At 63.3% G+C, this 17,182-nt stretch carries 14 protein-coding genes; 5 read left to right on the top strand and 9 right to left on the bottom strand.

The genetic code is table 11. The features are described from left to right. Positions 1-172 precede the first annotated feature (172 nt). On the top strand, positions 173-1,600 hold the full coding sequence (gene tldD / locus AB8B20_RS23185; protein ID WP_439073434.1) for a metalloprotease TldD: 1,428 nt from the start codon (positions 173-175) through the stop codon (positions 1,598-1,600). Continuing rightward, positions 1,597-2,373, top strand: a complete 777-nt coding sequence (lepB, locus tag AB8B20_RS23180; protein WP_320446419.1) for a signal peptidase I — start codon at positions 1,597-1,599, stop codon at positions 2,371-2,373. The genes tldD and lepB overlap by 4 nt, the downstream gene beginning before the upstream one ends. A gap of 16 nt (positions 2,374-2,389) precedes the next feature. Here the strand turns inward: lepB and AB8B20_RS23175 are convergent, their stop codons facing one another. The 5 genes from AB8B20_RS23175 to AB8B20_RS23155 form a co-directional block, all read right to left on the bottom strand. After that, the gene (locus AB8B20_RS23175; RefSeq protein ID WP_439073435.1) at positions 2,390-2,881 is read right to left on the bottom strand and encodes a DUF6644 family protein; all 492 of its coding nucleotides are present in this window, start codon (positions 2,879-2,881) and stop codon (positions 2,390-2,392) included. 10 nt (positions 2,882-2,891) lie between these two features. Further along, on the bottom strand, positions 2,892-3,251 hold the full coding sequence (locus AB8B20_RS23170; RefSeq protein ID WP_439073436.1) for a DUF6152 family protein: 360 nt from the start codon (positions 3,249-3,251) through the stop codon (positions 2,892-2,894). A gap of 27 nt (positions 3,252-3,278) precedes the next feature. Then, positions 3,279-3,794 (bottom strand): PAN domain-containing protein, encoded by a 516-nt coding sequence (locus AB8B20_RS23165; RefSeq protein WP_244628372.1) that lies wholly within the window; start codon positions 3,792-3,794, stop codon positions 3,279-3,281. A gap of 149 nt (positions 3,795-3,943) precedes the next feature. After that, a complete protein-coding gene (locus AB8B20_RS23160; RefSeq protein WP_093761676.1) occupies positions 3,944-5,314 on the bottom strand; it encodes a glutamate--cysteine ligase in 1,371 nt (456 codons plus the stop codon). A 96-nt stretch (positions 5,315-5,410) separates the two neighbouring features. Then, positions 5,411-5,911, bottom strand: a complete 501-nt coding sequence (locus AB8B20_RS23155; protein WP_068732586.1) for a MarR family winged helix-turn-helix transcriptional regulator — start codon at positions 5,909-5,911, stop codon at positions 5,411-5,413. A 125-nt stretch (positions 5,912-6,036) separates the two neighbouring features. Between AB8B20_RS23155 and gstA the strand changes: the two genes are divergently transcribed. Next, positions 6,037-6,651 (top strand): glutathione transferase GstA, encoded by a 615-nt coding sequence (gstA, locus tag AB8B20_RS23150; RefSeq protein WP_184513026.1) that lies wholly within the window; start codon positions 6,037-6,039, stop codon positions 6,649-6,651. 259 nt (positions 6,652-6,910) lie between these two features. On the opposite strand, the gene AB8B20_RS23145 is transcribed toward gstA, so the two are convergent. The 4 genes from AB8B20_RS23145 to AB8B20_RS23130 all read right to left on the bottom strand — a co-directional run bounded on the left by AB8B20_RS23145 (position 6,911) and on the right by AB8B20_RS23130 (position 12,781). Then, on the bottom strand, positions 6,911-9,127 hold the full coding sequence (locus AB8B20_RS23145; protein WP_439073437.1) for a 3-hydroxyacyl-CoA dehydrogenase NAD-binding domain-containing protein: 2,217 nt from the start codon (positions 9,125-9,127) through the stop codon (positions 6,911-6,913). Between the two features lie 12 nt (positions 9,128-9,139). Beyond that, the gene (locus AB8B20_RS23140) at positions 9,140-10,348 is read right to left on the bottom strand and encodes an acetyl-CoA C-acetyltransferase (protein WP_068732581.1); all 1,209 of its coding nucleotides are present in this window, start codon (positions 10,346-10,348) and stop codon (positions 9,140-9,142) included. 157 nt (positions 10,349-10,505) lie between these two features. Beyond that, entirely contained in the window at positions 10,506-12,296 is a 1,791-nt protein-coding gene (locus AB8B20_RS23135; RefSeq protein ID WP_184513020.1) for an acyl-CoA dehydrogenase C-terminal domain-containing protein, read from the bottom strand. A 98-nt stretch (positions 12,297-12,394) separates the two neighbouring features. Continuing rightward, positions 12,395-12,781, bottom strand: coding sequence for a nuclear transport factor 2 family protein (locus AB8B20_RS23130; RefSeq protein ID WP_439073438.1), 387 nt, complete (start codon positions 12,779-12,781; stop codon positions 12,395-12,397). A gap of 77 nt (positions 12,782-12,858) precedes the next feature. Here AB8B20_RS23130 and AB8B20_RS23125 point away from each other — a divergent pair, with 77 nt between their 5' ends. Next, a complete protein-coding gene (locus AB8B20_RS23125) occupies positions 12,859-13,446 on the top strand; it encodes a TetR/AcrR family transcriptional regulator (RefSeq protein WP_439073439.1) in 588 nt (195 codons plus the stop codon). A gap of 227 nt (positions 13,447-13,673) precedes the next feature. Beyond that, positions 13,674-17,081 carry a hypothetical protein gene (locus AB8B20_RS23120; RefSeq protein WP_439073440.1) on the top strand — a complete coding sequence of 1,136 codons (3,408 nt, stop codon included), beginning with the start codon at positions 13,674-13,676 and terminating at the stop codon, positions 17,079-17,081. Positions 17,082-17,182 lie beyond the last annotated feature (101 nt).

Raw genomic sequence — 17,182 nt, 5'->3', positions numbered from 1 at the left:
GGCGATGTGCAGGCCTCCCTTTTTGTCAAAACAGCACCTATCTTGGTTTGAATCGCCTGTTTCGCCGCAGGTTACGCCATTGTAAGGCGACCCATCCCCGGGTTGTCGCTACAAATTGAAATCGTGGCCCCGCGCCTGGCGCCCGGGCCGCGCCGCTGACATTGGAGCCTGCATGACCAGCCCAGCCACCACCTCCCTGATCGACCGCGCCAATCTGGACCGCGACGAGGTTCGCCGCGAGCTCATGCGGGGGCTTCAGGGAGCTGACGATGGCGAGCTGTTTCTTGAATACAGCCAGTCCGAGGCGCTTGGCTTCGACAACGGCCGGCTGAAGCAGGCGACCTACGACACCGCGCAGGGTTTTGGCCTTCGCGCCGTCAAGGACGATGCGGTCGGCTATGCGCATTCCTCCGACGTCTCGATCCCGGCGCTGATCCGTGCGGCCGATGCGGTCAATGCGGTCCGTGGCGGCTATGCCGGTACCTTTGCCGCAGCCCCCTCGCATACCAATGTGCGGCTCTATAGTGACGACAATCCGCTGGACGCGCCGGGCTTCGAGGCCAAGGTCAAGCTGCTGGCCGAAATCGACGCCTATGTGCGCGACAAGGACCCGCGCGTCCGCCAGGTCTCGGTCTCCCTCGGCGCCACCTGGCAGGTGGTCGAAATCCTGCGCCCGGACGGCGAGAGCTATCGCGACATCCGTCCGCTGGTCCGCGTGAATATCTCCGTCGTCGCCGGTCAGGGTGATCGGCAGGAAAGCGGCTCGAAGGGCTATGGCGGCCGCGAGGGCTATGCGCGCTTCATCGAGAGCGGTTCGTGGCGCACGGCAGCCGACGGCGCGCTGCGCGAGGCGCTGGTGAACCTGGAATCGATCCCGGCCCCTGCCGGCGAAATGGATGTGGTGCTCGGCCCCGGCTGGCCCGGCGTGATGCTGCATGAAGCCGTCGGCCACGGACTCGAAGGCGATTTCAACCGCAAGCAGACCTCGGCTTTCGCCGGTCTGATGGGTCAGCAGGTTGCCGCCAAGGGCGTCACCGTGGTCGATGACGGCACCATCTCGTCACGCCGCGGCTCGCTGTCCATCGACGACGAAGGCACGCCCACCAATCGCACAACGCTGATCGAGGACGGTATCCTTGTCGGCTACATGCAGGACCGCCAGAACGCGCGCCTGATGGGCATGAAGCCGACCGGCAACGGCCGTCGTCAGGGCTATGCCCATGTGCCGATGCCGCGCATGACCAACACCTACATGCTCGCCGGCCAGCGCAATCCCGCGGAGATTCTGGCTTCGGTGAAGAACGGCATCTATGCGGTGAACTTCGGCGGCGGCCAGGTCGACATAACCTCCGGCAAATACGTGTTTCAGTGCACCGAGGCCTACAAGATCGAGAATGGCAAGATCGGCGCGCCGCTGAAGGGCGCGATGATGATCGGCAACGGTCCGACCGACCTGCACCGCATCAGCATGATCGGCAACGATCTCGCGCTCGATGACGGCATCGGGACTTGCGGCAAGCACGGCCAGGGCGTGCCGGTCGGCGTCGGCCAGCCGACGCTGCGCATGGACAAGGTGACCATCGGAGGAACGGGCCAGTGACCACGGATACGGAAACCACAACCGTCGCATCGACTGCAAAGCGCTGGTCCGGCCAGCTGGCACAGATCGTCGCGATTGTCGGCATCGTCTTCGTGGCCAAGGGCGCCCTCGCCGAACCGTTCTATGTGCCGTCGGCCTCCATGGAGCCGACGCTGCTGATCGGCGATGCATTGCTGGCGACAAAGTTTCCCTACGGCTACTCAACAGCTTCGCTGCCGATCCATGTCTCCCTTCCCGAGACCGGCCGCGTCTTCGCGACCACGCCGAAGCGCGGCGATGTCGTGGTGTTTCGCTGGCCCGGCGACCGCTCCCAGGTCTGGGTCAAGCGTGTGATCGGCCTGCCCGGCGACCGCGTCGAACTGCGCGGCGGTCAGGTCTGGCTCAATGGCGTCGCGACTTCGGTGAAGGCCGACGGCATCGGTGCCGCGGAAGACGATAGCGGCGGCTCCGAACCGGCGCATCGTTACGTCGAAACGCTGCCCGGCGGCGTGTCGCATCCGATTTTCAAGCTGCGCGACAACGGCCGCCTCGACAACACGCCGGAAGTCGTCATTCCCCCCGACCACCTGTTCGTGATGGGCGACAACCGCGACAACTCCGCCGACAGCCGCGTGCCGGTCAGCCAAGGCGGCGTCGGCCTGCTGCCGATGGATAACCTCGTCGGCCGGGTCGACGCCATCGTCGGCTCATGGGATCTCGGCGTGCGCAACCAGCCAGTCACCAACTGGCTATCGGGCTTCCGCATGGCGCGGTTCTTTACCGGGGTGCATTGAGCACCGCGATGGCAGCTCAGAAATAAGCAATGGCGCGGCCGCATATGGCGACCGCGAACCAGATGGCGATTGATGCCAGCGCGCCTTGCCGCGCGCCCACAGGCATCGGTGACAGCGGCGGCAACGCTGCGATCTTCGGCACGATGATCGCCTCAACCCAGACGACATTGAGCAAGCCCAGCGCGATCAGGGCCGCCTTGATCTGAAACACGCGGTTCAGCACCACATGACTCGCTTCGGCGGTAAACAGAATGCCGCCGGTGAGCACGAGGCCGAGAAATCCGGCAATGGCAAAGCGGCGCGCCCTGCGCAGCAGCGGACCGGGCGCCGTTGCAGCCAACCCGCCTGCAAGCCGGACATCCATCACCGCAATGGCACCGGCGAAGAACATCAGCGCAACGATGTGGCCGATATTGGCGGACATATAGAGCCAGCGCGATTGCCGGATCGCTGCGCCAATTGCGGATGCTTCCATCGCCATGAAGATTGCGGGCGCGCCTTCTGTCATGCCCGTAACGCTATCGCAGTTCGTAGGTTTTGCCGTCCACGGTGATGCGTTCGGCGCGCATCTCGTCCTTCTCGACGGTGGATAGATAGCCGAAGGCCGAGACGGTCTTGCCGACGGCCACGATATCGGCAGACGCCCCGCGCGCCGTCATGCGGGAGGTCGGCGCAAGAGTGACAGTCCAGGCCTTGTCGGCCCCCTTGATCACGATCGTCGCGTGCGGGTTCTCGAATTTGCTGTTTTCGACAGGACCGTTCACGGTGACCGGGTTGGCAGCGTCGTAGCTGCCCCAACCGTGATGGGCGACGGCGGCGACCGTCGTAACAGCAATCAGTAATCCAGCGAATGTTACTGCGGGCAGGAGACGCGTCATGGCTCAACTCCCTTTATTGCCGGAATGCTACCTCACAACGCCCGAGATGAAACCCGGTTTTCGCCGCGGCGGCTTGATGTCGTTCTTCAGGAAGCAGCGCGCATTCTTGCCGGCATAGCCGGGCCGCGCAAAGGTCCAAGCGCGGCATTTATTGTCGCCCTGGCAGGCATCGCGGCAGGCATCGCCGTGCTCGGCCTTGTCGTCGTTCTTGATCTCGAACGAACGATAGTCGCCGCCAAAACGATCAGTCGAGGTTTCCACCGGACCGGTGCGCGGTTCGATGACGCCGGCGCCACGCACGCCGGAGACGCAGCAATAGCTCTCGACCCGCGGCGGCACCTTGTCTTTCAGCCAGCACACCGCGTTTTCGGAATTGTCGCTCGGATAGTTGAAGCTCCAGGCACGACACTTCTTGTCGCGCTCGCAGATCAGCGCGCATTCGGCCGGATCGCCGGACAGTGAGACCGAACGCGAATAGTCACCGCCGGGGCGATCGAAATTGGTTTGCGCCTGAGCGGGCGCAACGGCTGCGAGCAACAGCATGGCGAGGGCTGTCAGACACGCTCTGAACAGGTTCCTCGGCATGCAGGATGACTTTCAGCGGTTTGCAAACGGCATAAGAAGGACGCCATTGGAACGCCGGTCACCTGTACCGCTGATGAACGGATTTTCAGCTTCGCCAAGCCGCTGATCTAGAAGCAGTATTCCTTATAGGCGGGCGCCACCGAGCCACCCCAGGCGCCATGGAACCTGTCGAGCATCTGCTCGGCCGGAGTCTTTCCGGAATCCAGGATCCGATCGAGTGCCTCCAGATGGTGGGACTCATCGCGGCCGTGCGCGTCGAGCTTGCCGCGCCGGCGCAGGCCGCCATGGGCGAGCAACAGACACTCTTTGGCGATTTCGAACAGATACCGATCCTTGATCTTCGCCTTGAAGCCCAACTTCGGCACATCGTCGCGCAACGCCTGTCGCTCCGCCGCAGTCCAGTTCTTGACGATATCCCAGGCCGCATTGAGGGCGCTGTCGTCATAAAGCAATCCGACCCAGAACGCCGACAGTGCCGGCAAACGATCCGACGGCACGCCATCGGCGCCGCGCATTTCGAGATAGCGCTTCAGGCGGACTTCCGGGAAAATCGTCGAAAGATGATTGGCCCAATCCGAGAGAGTGGGACGCTCGCCGGGTATCTTCTCGTTCTTGCCCGCGAAGAAGTCGCGGAACGACGAGCCGGACACATCGATGTAAGTGTCGCCGCGCTTGACGAAATACATCGGAACATCCAGCGCGTAATCGACCCAGCGCTCGAAGCCCATGCCGTCTTCGAACGCCCACGGGATCATGCCGGAGCGGGCATTGTCGGTGTCGCGCCAGACTTCGGATCGGAACGACAGGAAGCCGTTCGGCTTGCCTTCGGTGAATGGCGAATTGGCGAACAAGGCGGTCGCGATCGGCTGCAGCGCAACGGAAACGCGCAGCTTCTTGACCATGTCCGCTTCCGAGGAGAAGTCGAGATTGGTCTGCACCGTGCAGGTCCGGTACATCATGTCCAGACCGTACTGGCCCACTTTGGGCATGTAGTTGGTCATGATCTTGTAGCGCCCCTTGGGCATCACCGGAATCTGCGCGCGCGACCACGACGGCGTAAGACCGAGACCCAGAAAGCCAATGCCGAGCGGCGTCGCCACTTCGCGCACCTGCGCCAGATGCGCCATCAGTTCGGACTGCGTCTGGTGGACTGTCTCCACCGGCGCGCCCGACAATTCAAACTGGCCGCCGGGCTCAAGCGAGATTGCGCCGCCGCCGGTGACATCATAGAGGCCGATGATATTGCCGGCTTCCATGATCGGCTCCCAGCCGAGCAGATGCTTCATACCGTCAAGCACCGCGCCGATGCCGCGCGGGCCTTCGTAAGGCACGGGATTGTGACCGTTCAGCGTAAACGGCGTCTTCTCGTGTTCGGTGCCGATGCGGAATTCCGATGGCGGCTTCACGCCCGCCGCCAGCCACGCCACGAGTTCGTCGCGCGACTGCAGCGGCGTCATATCGATTTGGTCACGCGCCATGGAAATTCCGAATGAAAGGCGCTGCAATCTGTTGCGCGCGGTGTCGGGAACGCCCGCGGCCCGTGCGGGTCGCGAACGCAGGCAAAAATTTAAGGTTCATCGCGCCGGCGCGGCGTCTCTGGCGGCCGGCGATGTCACTGTCGATGCCGCTTCTTGGCACGCGCAGCCGAGCCGGTCGAGCAGGCCGCACAGTTTTGCTGCATCTGCGTCGGACAGTTTCGAGCCGACATGTTTCTCGATTGCCGTTGAATAGGCGCAGCCCATCTTCTTGTGCAACTCGCGCCCGGCAGCCGTGATTTCGACGAACAGGCCGCGCTTGTCCATCTTGCATTCGCGGCGTGCAGCCAGGCCTTCGTCGACCAGACGATCGATCAGCCGCGATGTCGAATATTGCGGTATCAGCATCTGCTTTTCGAGCTCGACCGGACGCATCTCGCCGGTCGGCGAGCGCGACAACTCGGCCAACGCGTCGTACCATGCGAGCGGCGGAAAACCGGCGCGCTTGAGGTCCTGCTCGACGCCGTCCAGCACCCGGCTCTGGATTCGCATCAGGCGGATCCAGGCGGCTGTCGCCTCGGTGGAAGGTTTACGTTTCATGGCTCAGTCCAAATGGTGGCGGCACCCTAGCCCACTTGATGCAGCTGCATCAATCTTGACTCTTTCATGCATATGCATTTAGTCACCCGCGTGGTTAAACCAATGTCCTCAGGGAGGAATTTTCGATGAAGCTGTATTATTCGCCAGGCGCCTGTTCGCTCTCGCCTCATATCGCACTTCTCGAAGCTGGCCTGCCTTACGATCTCGTGAAGGTCGACCTCAAAGCCAAGAAGCTGGAAAATGGCGACGACTATCTCGCCATCAACCCCAAGGGCCAGGTGCCAGCCCTCGGCCTCGACAGCGGTGCGCTCGTGACCGAAGGTCCGGTTATCGTGCAGTACATCGCCGACCAGGCTGCTGCCAAAAATCTGGCGCCGACCCATGGCAGCGATGAGCGCCGTCAGCTGCAGGAGTATCTTGGCTTCATCAACGGCGAGCTGCACAAGAACTTCAGCCCGTTGTTCCAGCCGGTGTTCGATGACGAAGTGAAGGGCTTCTTCAAGACCCGCCTGATGGGCAAGTTCAAATATCTCGATGGCCAGCTCGCAGGCAAAGACTACCTGCTGGGTAAGGATTTCAGCGTCGCTGACGGCTATCTGTTCGTCATGCTGAAATGGGCCGACCGGATGAGCATCGATCTCTCCGAATTCAAGAACCTGATGACCTACAAGGACCGCGTCGCTGCCCGTCCGCAAGTGCAGGCCGCGCTGGAGAAGGAAGGCCTGATGAAGGCAGCGTAAGCTGCTGGCATCGCGCTGAAATACGAAAGGGCCGGATCAATGATCCGGCCCTTTTTTGTTTGTGTTGGATGCCGTGTTGATCACCACATGATAGACTTGGCGCTGTCGTCCCCTCTCCCCTTGCGGGGGAGGGTTAGGGAGAGGGGTGGCCGCAAATCGCGACGTCCGAGTTCTGGGCACCCCTCTCCCCGGCCCTCCCCCGCCTAGCGAAGCTTCGCGTCGCCTTGGGGGGAGGGAGCATTACGGTCCGTGCTATCGACTACGCCGCCGCGAGTTTCTTCGGCGGGAAGCGGCCGTAGAACGTCTCGCCCTTGGCGGCCATCTCTTCGAGCAGCTTCGGCGGCGTGAAGCGGGAGCCGTATTTGGCTTCAAGCTTGTGGCAGAGCTCGACGAACTTCTTCGTGCCCATGAAGTCGATATAGCTCAGCGTACCGCCGGTGAACGGCGCGAAGCCGAAGCCGAGGATCGAGCCGACATCGGCTTCGCGCGGATCGACGATCACGTGATCCTCGACGGTGCGCGCGGCTTCCACCGCCTGCACCACCAGGAAGCGCTGTTTCAGCTCCTCCACATCGAGCGTATCGGGATCGACCGGCTTCGGCAGCAGCGGAGCGATGCCCTTCCAGAGCGCTTTCGAACCCTTGCCCTTCGGCGGATACTCGTAGAAGCCCTTGCCGTTCTTGCGACCGAAGCGCTCCTGCTTCTCCACCATCTCGACGATCAGCTTCTTCTGCGCCTGATCGACTGCCTGCGAGCCCAAATCGGCTTCGGTGGCCTTCATGATCTTCAGCACCAGATCGAGCGCGATCTCGTCCGACAGCGACAGCGGCCCGACCGGCATGCCGGCCATCTTCGCGGTGTTCTCGATCATCGCCGGCGGCACGCCCTCGAGCAGCATTTCAAGGCCTTCGGCCGTGAAGCGCAACACGCAGCGATTGGCGAAGAAGCCGCGGGAGTCATTCACGACAATCGGCGTCTTGCCGATGACGCGGACGTAGTCCAATGCGGTGGCGAGCGCGACATCGCCGGTGTTCTTGCCGACAATGACTTCCACCAGCATCATCTTCTCGACCGGCGAGAAGAAATGGATACCGATGAACTTGGACTGGTCCGCGAATTCTTCGGCGAGCGAGTTGATCGGCAGCGTCGAAGTGTTCGACGCGATGATCGCGCCTTCCTTCAGCAGCGGCTGCACCTTCTTGTAGATCTCGGCCTTCACGGCACGATCCTCGAACACGGCCTCGATAACGAGGTCGCAGTCCTTGATGACGTCGAAGTCGGCGGTTGCAGTGATCTTCGCCAGCAGCGCGGTCTTGTCCGCCTCCTTGGCGCGGCCCTTGGCGATCAGACCGTCGATCGCGGCGATGCAATGACCGAGGCCCTTGTCGGCGCTGGCCTGATCGCGATCGATCAGCACGACCTCCATGCCGCCGCGTGCCGAGACGAAGCCGACTGACGCGCCCATGAAGCCGGCACCGATGACGGCGAGCTTCTTGACCTTGGTCGGCGGCACGTTCTGCGGACGACGCGCACCCTTGTTGAGCTCTTGCATCGACAGGAACAGGCTGCGGATCATCGCCGCCGCTTCCTTGGTCTGCAGGATATGCGCGAACTGACGGGACTCGACGCGGAGCGCCGCATCCATCGGCAACTGCAGGCCTTCATAGACGCACTGCATGATGGCGCGGGCTGCCGGATAGTTGTCGAAGGTCTCACGGCGATAGATGGCGTTGCCAGCCGGGAACATCATCATGCCCTGCTTGGAATAGACGGGGCCGCCGGGAAGCTTGAAGCCCTTCTCGTCCCACGGCGCAACGGGCTTGCCGCCAGCCTTGATCCACTCCTTCGCAGTCGTGATGAGATCGGCCGATGGCACAACCGCGCCGACGATGCCCATCGCCTTCGCCTTGACGAGATTGATCGCGTCGCCCTTCAGCAGCATCTGCATGGTGTCTTGCGGCTGCAGCATGCGCGCGAGGCGCTGGGTGCCGCCGCCACCTGGGAACAGGCCGACCTTGATTTCGGGCAGGCCCAGACGCGTCTTCGGATTTTCCGCAGCAACGCGATAGTGGCAGGCCAGCGTCAGCTCGAACGCGCCGCCGAGCGCGAGGCCATTGATGGCTGCGACCCATGGCTTGCCGGAGGTCTCGATCTTGCGCAGCGTCAGCGACAGCTTGCGGCTCTCGTCGAACAGCATCTGCTGCGCGGCTTCCTCGCCCTTGGCTGCCTTGGTCTCGGCAAACACCTTGCCCATGCCTTCGAGCATCGACAGATCGGCACCGGCCGAGAAAGCTTCCTTGCCGGAAGTGATGACGACGCCCTTCACGGCGGCATCCGCAGTGGTCTGATCGACGATCGCGCCGAGTTCCTCGATGGTCGCGACGTCGAGCACGTTCATCGAACGGCCGGAGATGTCCCAGGTGACGAGCGCGATGCCATCGGCGTCGGTCTCAACCTTGAAATTTTTGAAGGTCATGTTGGCCGCTCCTTACACGCGTTCGATGATGGTGGCGGTGCCCATGCCGCCGCCGATGCAGAGGGTGACGAGGGCCGTCGATTTGTTGGTGCGCTCGAGTTCGTCCAGCACGGTGCCGAGGATCATCGCGCCGGTGGCGCCGAGCGGATGGCCCATGGCGATGGCGCCGCCGCAGACATTGATTTTCTCATTGTCGATATCGAAAGCCTGGATAAAGCGCAGCACCACCGAGGCGAAGGCTTCGTTGAGCTCGAACAGATCGATGTCCGACAGCTTCATGCCGGAACGCTCCAGCACCTTCTTGGTGACATCCACCGGACCGGTGAGCATCATCGCCGGCTCGGAGCCGATATTAGCGAAGGCGCGAATCTTCGCGCGCGGCTTCAGGCCCGCCTTCTTGCCGGCGGCCTCGCTGCCAAGGAGCACGGCGCCGGCGCCATCGACGATACCCGACGAGTTGCCGGCGTGATGGACGTAGTTGACGCCTTCGATTTCCGGATGCGACTGGATCGCCACCGCATCGAAGCCGCCCATCTGCGCCATAGTCACAAAAGAAGGCTGCAGCGCCGCGAGCGACTGCATCGTGGTGGACGGGCGCATATGTTCGTCCTTGGCCAGAATGGTGAGGCCGTTGATGTCCTTCACCGGAATGACCGAGTTCTTGAAGCGACCTTCGTCCCAGGCCTTGGCAGCACGCTGCTGGCTCTGCACCGAATAGGCATCGACGTCGTCGCGGGAGAAACCGTATTTGGTCGCGATCAGATCCGCCGACACGCCCTGCGGCATGAAGTAAGCAGGCACGGCGATCGACGGATCGACCGGCCATGCGCCACCGGCGGCACCAATGCCGACGCGGCTCATGGATTCAGCGCCGCCGCCGATGGTCATGTCGTGCTGGCCCGACATGATCTGCGCCGCGGCGAAGTTCACAGCGTCGAGGCCGGAAGCACAGAACCGGTTGATCTGGATGCCCGGGACGTCGTTGCCATAGCCGGCCGACAGCGCAGCCATGCGCGCGATATCGCCGCCGGCCTCGCCGACCGGATCGACCACGCCGAGGATGACGTCATCGATAGTGCCCGGCTGCAGGTTGTTGCGCTCCTTGAGCGCCTTCAGCGGCGCAGTGGCGAGCGCCAGCGCGGTCACCTCATGCAGCGAACCATCGGCCTTGCCGCGGCCGCGCGGCGTGCGAACGTGATCGTAGATATATGCCTCGGGCATTCATTCTCTCCCGGTTGTCGGATAGTTGATCTATCGGCTCGTCATTGCGAGGAGCACTTGCGACGAAACAATCCAGTCTTCGCTTGTGGCTTTCTGGATTGCTTCGCTGCGCTCGCAATGACGGCGTGTATTGGTGATGACGGAGTACTTATTAGTCTCAGAACGCTTCCGCAGGAAGCTCCATCGTCGTCGCGCTTCCGGTCTGGATGCGGGCGAGATGGAGTGCGGTTTCGGGCAACATCCGCTCCATGAAGAAGCGGCCGGTGACCAGCTTCGTCGTCAGATAAGGTGTCGCGCCATCAGTGGCAATCTTGTCCTGCGCGACCTTGGCCATCTTCGCCCACATATAGGCGAAGGCCGTGAGGCCGAACAGTTGCATGTAATCGGTCGCGCCGGCACCGGCGTTGTCGGGCTTCATCATGGCATTGTTCATCAGCCACATGGTCGCCTGCTGCAGATGACCGAGCGCATTCGAGAGCGGATCGATGTAAGGCTTCATGGCTTCGTCAGCGCCATGCTCCTTCGCAAATGCGCCGACCTCGCCGAAGAACGCCATCGCGGCACGGCCGCCATCGCGCGGCAGCTTGCGGCCGACCAGATCGAGTGCCTGGATGCCGTTGGCGCCTTCATAGATCATGGCAATACGTGCGTCGCGCACGAACTGCTCCATGCCCCATTCGGCGATATAGCCGTGACCGCCGAACATCTGTTGCGCGGACACCGCGTTGGCAAAGCCGCCATCAGTGAGCACGCCCTTCAGCACCGGGGTCATCAGGCCCATGTGATCATCAGCGGCCTGACGCTCCTTCGGATCGTCCGAGCGATGCGCGACGTCGCTCTTCAGCGCGGTCCACACCACCATGGCGCGGGCGGCTTCGTTGAAGGCGCGGATGGTGAGCAGCGTGCGGCGCACGTCCGGATGAACCATGATCGAATCAGCCGGCTTGTCCGGCGACTTCGGCCCGGTCAGCGAGCGGCCCTGCAGGCGGTCCTTCGCATAGGCGACCGCGTTCTGATAGGCGACTTCGGACTGCGCGAGGCCCTGCACGGCAACGCCGAGACGGGCTTCGTTCATCATCACGAACATGCCCTGCATGCCCTTGTTCTCTTCGCCGATCAGCCAGCCCGTGGCGCCGTCGTAATTCATCACACAGGTGGAATTGCCGTGGATGCCCATCTTGTGCTCGATCGAGCCGCACATCACGCCGTTGCGCGCACCGATCGATCCATCGGCATTGACCATGAACTTCGGCACGACGAACAGCGACACGCCCTTGATGCCGGCTGGTGCGCCCTCGATGCGGGCCAGCACCAGATGGATGATATTGTCGGCAAGGTCGTGCTCACCGGCCGAGATGAAGATCTTGGTGCCGGAAATCTTGTAGCTGCCGTCCGCCTGCGGCGCGGCCTTGGTGCGCAAAAGACCCAGATCCGTGCCGCAATGCGGCTCGGTGAGGTTCATGGTGCCGGTCCATTCGCCGGCGACCATCTTCGGCAGGAACATCGCCTTCTGCTCGGGCTTACCATGCACGATGAGTGCTGCGGTCGCACCCATGGTGAGGCCGCCATACATCGAGAACGCCATATTGGCGGAGATCTGGAATTCGGCGACGGTCTGCGACAGCGTCACCGGCAGACCCTGACCGCCGAATTCAGCGGGAGCCGAGAGGCCGAGCCAGCCGCCCTCGGCGACCTGCTTATAGGCTTCCTTGAAGCCTTTCGGCGTCGTCACGCTGCCGTCGTCGTTGCGCTTGCAGCCTTCGAGATCGCCGACACGATTCAGCGGCTGCAGCACTTCTTCGCTGAGCTTGGCGGCTTCGCCCAGAATCGCTTCGCGCACATCGGCGGACGCGTCAGCAAAGCCGGGCAGATTGTTGTAGCGATCGAACTGAAAAACGTCGTTGAGCAGGAAGCCGACGTCTTCGAGCGGGGCTTTGTAGCTGGGCATGGAATTCTCTCGGTTTGAATTCGATTGATCGGATGATACGGCGCCGCCGTGTCAGATTTACGCAATTGTTATCGGAGATGAAGCAAGCGGCTGGCGGCTCATTGCCGCGCCAATTCCTCGCCCATCAACCGGTGCAACAGATTGATAGCCTTGAGCGGCCTGACCATCACCTTGAAGTGGGTAATGCGTCCGTCATCGGCGAAGGTGATCATGTCGACGCCATTGATTTTGATGCCTTCGATCTCGTTCTCGAATTCGAGCACCGCGCCGTTGTCGCTGCGCCATTCGCCTTTGTAAGCGAAGCCAGCGCCACCCAGCACTTTCTCTGCAGTCGTCAGATACTTGAACACGATCTCACGGCCCCGCTGCGGCGCATGCACGACCGGGCTTTCGAACACGGCGTCCGGATGCAGCAGGTCCCACAGCATCGCCCGATCATGAGACCGCATGAAGCTGTACCATCTATCGAGGCCGCTCACGCTCATCGGCTCTCCCTCCCGCATCGGGCACTGTTCGGCCAGTGCCGCTCCATACACTTCTGCATGGACGTTAACGCCAGAGCGTGGATTTCGTCAATACACATGTGTATGGTCGGGGAATGGATGACCAACTGACCAAAGACCGCCTGACGCGCTCGGCCTGGCTCGACCACGGGCTGAGGATCCTCGCGCGGCAAGGCGCCGACGCGCTGAAGGTCGGCGCACTGGCCACCGGCCTAAACGTGTCACGCGGAAGTTTCTATTGGCATTTCAAAGACATATCTGAATTTCGACTACAGCTTTTGCAGCGCTGGCAGGAGCGGACGACCGATCAGGTGATCGAGGGGATCGATACGTCGATCGTGGGTGCCGCACGTCTGACCCATCTGATGAAGCTCGCCTTCAACGAAGACCGCAGCCTGGACCGTGCCATCCGCGCCATGGCCTCGACCGACGCAGACGTCGCCAAAATGGTCGCGTCGGTCGATGCCAGGCGCGTCGGCTATATGGCGAAATGGTTGATTGAAGCCGGGGTCGAAAGCCAGCGGGCGCTACCCCGCGCCGAGTTTCTCTACTGGGCCTATATCGGACAGTCCGCCGTCATGGACCCGCGCCACAGCGCCATCACCGAACTGGATGTCGACGATTTGAGTGCACTGTTTACGCGCTGACGCCAAAGCCAGAGACATCTGATCCTACCTGCAAATCGGCGCAAGTGTATCAGCGAGTTAACTTTTAAGGCTGGCCGAGCCCGATCCTTAACCCGTTATTTACCCTAACCCTGAAAAGTCCGGATCAGAGGCAGACGACCCGCGCACGTTACGATTGTCTTCACAATGGGACGCGCGGGGGAGGCTGCAGGCGCTGGTGGGCGTCAAGCTCGGAACCGGACCAAAGCATGAATTCGCGCGTATCGTGGAGTGTTGACGGGATTGAGCCATCGGTTCGCGAGCGGGCCGAAGCTGCGGCGCGCCGTGCCGGCATGTCGCTCGGCGACTGGCTGAACTCGACCATCGGCGAAGCTCCCCCGCGCTACAACTCGCCCAATGCACGCCCGCGCGACCAGGAACGCCCCCTCACCCCACGTGCAGCGCTGCCGCAGCGCGACGCTGCCGATGTCGTCGAAATCCACGAGCGGCTTGACGCCATTGCCCGGCAGATCGAACTGTTTTCGAAGCCTGCCCAGCGCAGCAGCGAGCCCGGTGTTGCGCGCCAGCTCAATGATGCGATTTCGCGGCTTGATGCGCGTTTGTCGCAGATCAGCGAGCCCGCATATCGCCCCGCGCCGCCGCCGCAACAGCCGCGCATCGATATGGTCGAGCGCGCTGCCAATCAGGTCTATAGCGCCTCGCCGCCGATCGATCCGTTTTCGCTGGATTTCGCCATCGCCGAGATCGCCGCCCGCCAGGGCGAACTCGACGGCACGCCGCGCATGGCCCCGCGCAATGCGCCGCCGATTGCACCGTCATTTGTACAGCCGCCTTACGCACAACCTGCCGCGCCGCCGCAAAGCTTCATGCCGGATATGTCCGGCCTGGAGCGCCAGCTGTTCCAGATCACGACCAAGATCGATGCGCTGCAGCGCCCGGAGAATAATATCGAGCAGTCGATCGCGGCCTTCCGCAGCGAGCTTGCCGACATCCGCAACGTCATCACCGAAGCGATGCCGCGCCGCGCCATCGAGTCGATCGAGAACGAGATCCGTGAACTCGGCCGCCGCATCGACGACAACCGCCACAGCGGTATCGACGGCGACGTGCTGGCCAATCTCGAACGCGCACTGGCCGACATCCACAAGACGCTGACCACGCTGACCCCGGCCGAACAGCTCGCCGGCTTCGACGAGGCGATCCGCAATCTCGGCGGCAAGATCGACTTGATCGTGCGCTCGAGCAACGATCCCGGCACCATGGAACAGCTGCAGGGCGCGATCGCTGCGCTGCGCGCCATCGTTTCCAACGTCGCCTCCAACGAAGCGCTCGGCCGTCTCAGCGACGACCTGCAGACGCTGTCGTCGAAGGTCGATCAGCTCGCACGCGCCGACAACAGCGATTCCTTTGCCGCGCTTGAGGCGCGCATCATGACGCTGACGGCAGCCCTGGAAAATCGCGAGCGCCCGGCCGTCATGGCGGGCTCGGATCATCTGGAAACGGCATTGCGGACGCTGTCCGAGCGTCTCGACCATATGCCGGTCGGCAACGACTCCTCGTCGGCCTTCGCGCATCTCGAACAGCGCGTCTCCTATCTGCTTGAGCGGATGGAGAGCATCACCGATACGCGCGGCAACAATCTCGGCCGCGTCGAGGACGGGCTGCAGGACATCCTGCGCCATCTCGAACGCCAGCAGTCGCTGTTCGCCGCGCTGGACAATCCCCGCAGCAAGGCGTCGTCGATCGATCCCGGCCTGGTCGACACGATCAAGCGCGAACTCTCCGACATGCGCTTCAGCCAGTCGGAAACCGACCGCCACACGCAGGATTCGCTGGAAGTCGTTCACTCGACGCTCGGCCATGTGGTCGATCGCCTCGCAAGGATCGAGGGCGATCTGCGCGCGGTCAGCGCCGCGCCTGCCAAGCAATCCGCGCCCGTTGCAACACCCGCTCCGACGTCGCGCCCGGCAACCGCACCAGCCGTTTCGGTGCCGGCTCCGACGCGCCCGCAGATGCCCAATCCGGTGAAGCCACAGGCTGCGCCGTCGCAGGTCGAGGTGCGTCCGCCGCAGGTTCACTTCGATGCCGCGCCGCGCGACTTCGCGGCAACTGCGATCTCGCACGAACCGGCATCGGCCTTCCCTATGCCGAAGGCGATCAGCGACATTCTCGATCCTCCGCCCGCGCCAAAGCCAGTCGCGCAGTCTGCATCCGCTGCTGAGCGTCCGTCGCCGCGCCCGATGGTTGACCCGGCGCTGCCACCAGATCATCCGCTCGAACCCGGCACGCGTCCGCAGGGCCGCGGCGCATCGCCATCCGAACGCATCGCCGCGTCGGAAGACGCGATCAGCGAAATCGCCGTCGATGCCCCCGAACAGGCCACCGCGTCGAGTTTCATTGCTGCCGCACGCCGCGCCGCACAGGCTGCAGCCGCAACCGGCAACGACAAATCGAGGTCTGACAAATCCAGGGCCGACAAATCGAAGGCCACCAGACCTGGGCCGCAGCTCGCCGATAGCGAAAAGTCATCCTCCACGATCGGCTCGAAGATCCGCTCGCTGCTGGTCGGCGCCAGCGTGGTCGTGATCGTGCTCGGCTCGTTCAAGATGGCGATGACGCTGCTGGACAGCGGCTCGCCGGCGCCGGTGGCCGAGAATATTTACTCGGCACCGCCGCTGCAGCTGAACGCGCCCGAGCCGGCCGAGGTCCCGACCAAGCCCGCCGTCCCCGTGCCGGCCGCGCCGTCGATGACATCGCCCACCCCGATCGGCAAGCAGTCGCTGATCGCCCCGTCGCCCGCCGCGGTCGAGCCTGCGCCGCAGCCGGTGCCACAGGCTGCGCCCGTGCCATATGTGTCGCCCGATGTGACCGGCAGCATTGCAGCGCCGCAGGCCAGCGCCGCAGGCCCGGTGCTGCCATCCAGTGGCCAGAAGATCACCACAGCCTCGATCCCCGCCGGCGAGCGCCTGCCCGAGACCATCGGCAGCACCGCGTTGCGCAACGCGGCGCTCAAGGGCGACGCCTCTGCCGCGTTCGAAATCGGCGTCCGCTATGCCGAGGGCAAGGGCGTAGCGCAGAACTACGACGAAGCCGCCAAGTGGTATGACCGCGCGGCGCAGGCCAATGTCGTGCCGGCCATGTTCCGCCTGGGCGCGCTGTTCGAGAAGGGCCTCGGCGCGAAGAAGGATCTCGACGTCGCCCGCCGCTATTACGTGCTCGCCGCCGACCGTGGTAACGCCAAGGCGATGCACAATCTCGCCGTGCTCGATGCCGACGGCGGCACCAAGGGCGCCAACTACAAGAGCGCGTCGTACTGGTTCCGCAAGGCCGCCGATCGGGGCGTCGCCGACAGCCAGTTCAATCTCGGCATTCTCTATGCCCGAGGCATCGGCGTCGAACAGAACCTTGCCGAGAGCTTCAAGTGGTTCAGCCTCGCCGGAGCCCAGGGCGACGTCGATGCCGGCCGCAAGCGCGATGACATCGCCAAGCGCCTCGATCCGCAGTCGCTGGCCGCGGCCAGGCTGGCGGTCCAGACTTTCGCACCGGAAGGCCAGCCCGAGGACGCCATTAACGTGGCCACTCCCGCGGGCGGTTGGGATGCTGCGCCGGCACAGGTCGGGGCGAAAGCATCGATGGGCAAGCGAGCTGCGCGCTAAGACAGATTTTTCTGGACCGTCGGATCGAACCGGCGGTCTTATTTCCTCAACAAACCTTCAGCAGACTTGCCGCGGTGAAGTGCGCGCCGAGCCGGACTGAA

Origin of the sequence: Tardiphaga sp. 866_E4_N1_4 (assembly GCF_052076075.1) — a bacterium.
In the GTDB taxonomy this organism is placed as follows: domain Bacteria; phylum Pseudomonadota; class Alphaproteobacteria; order Rhizobiales; family Xanthobacteraceae; genus Tardiphaga; species Tardiphaga robiniae.
This window is presented reverse-complemented; position numbering and strand designations above follow the sequence as displayed.

Coding starts and splice junctions, on each gene's coding strand:
- AB8B20_RS23120 (WP_439073440.1), top strand. CDS start 13,674: ATGAATTCGCGCGTATCGTGGAGTGTTGACGGGATTGAGCCATCGGTT.
- AB8B20_RS23160 (WP_093761676.1), bottom strand. CDS start 5,314: ATGGCGCGTGACCAAATCGATATGACGCCGCTGCAGTCGCGCGACGAA.
- AB8B20_RS23135 (WP_184513020.1), bottom strand. CDS start 12,296: ATGCCCAGCTACAAAGCCCCGCTCGAAGACGTCGGCTTCCTGCTCAAC.
- AB8B20_RS23170 (WP_439073436.1), bottom strand. CDS start 3,251: ATGACGCGTCTCCTGCCCGCAGTAACATTCGCTGGATTACTGATTGCT.
- AB8B20_RS23145 (WP_439073437.1), bottom strand. CDS start 9,127: ATGACCTTCAAAAATTTCAAGGTTGAGACCGACGCCGATGGCATCGCG.
- AB8B20_RS23165 (WP_244628372.1), bottom strand. CDS start 3,794: ATGCTGTTGCTCGCAGCCGTTGCGCCCGCTCAGGCGCAAACCAATTTC.
- tldD (WP_439073434.1), top strand. CDS start 173: ATGACCAGCCCAGCCACCACCTCCCTGATCGACCGCGCCAATCTGGAC.
- AB8B20_RS23155 (WP_068732586.1), bottom strand. CDS start 5,911: ATGAAACGTAAACCTTCCACCGAGGCGACAGCCGCCTGGATCCGCCTG.
- AB8B20_RS23130 (WP_439073438.1), bottom strand. CDS start 12,781: ATGAGCGTGAGCGGCCTCGATAGATGGTACAGCTTCATGCGGTCTCAT.
- gstA (WP_184513026.1), top strand. CDS start 6,037: ATGAAGCTGTATTATTCGCCAGGCGCCTGTTCGCTCTCGCCTCATATC.
- AB8B20_RS23175 (WP_439073435.1), bottom strand. CDS start 2,881: ATGACAGAAGGCGCGCCCGCAATCTTCATGGCGATGGAAGCATCCGCA.
- AB8B20_RS23140 (WP_068732581.1), bottom strand. CDS start 10,348: ATGCCCGAGGCATATATCTACGATCACGTTCGCACGCCGCGCGGCCGC.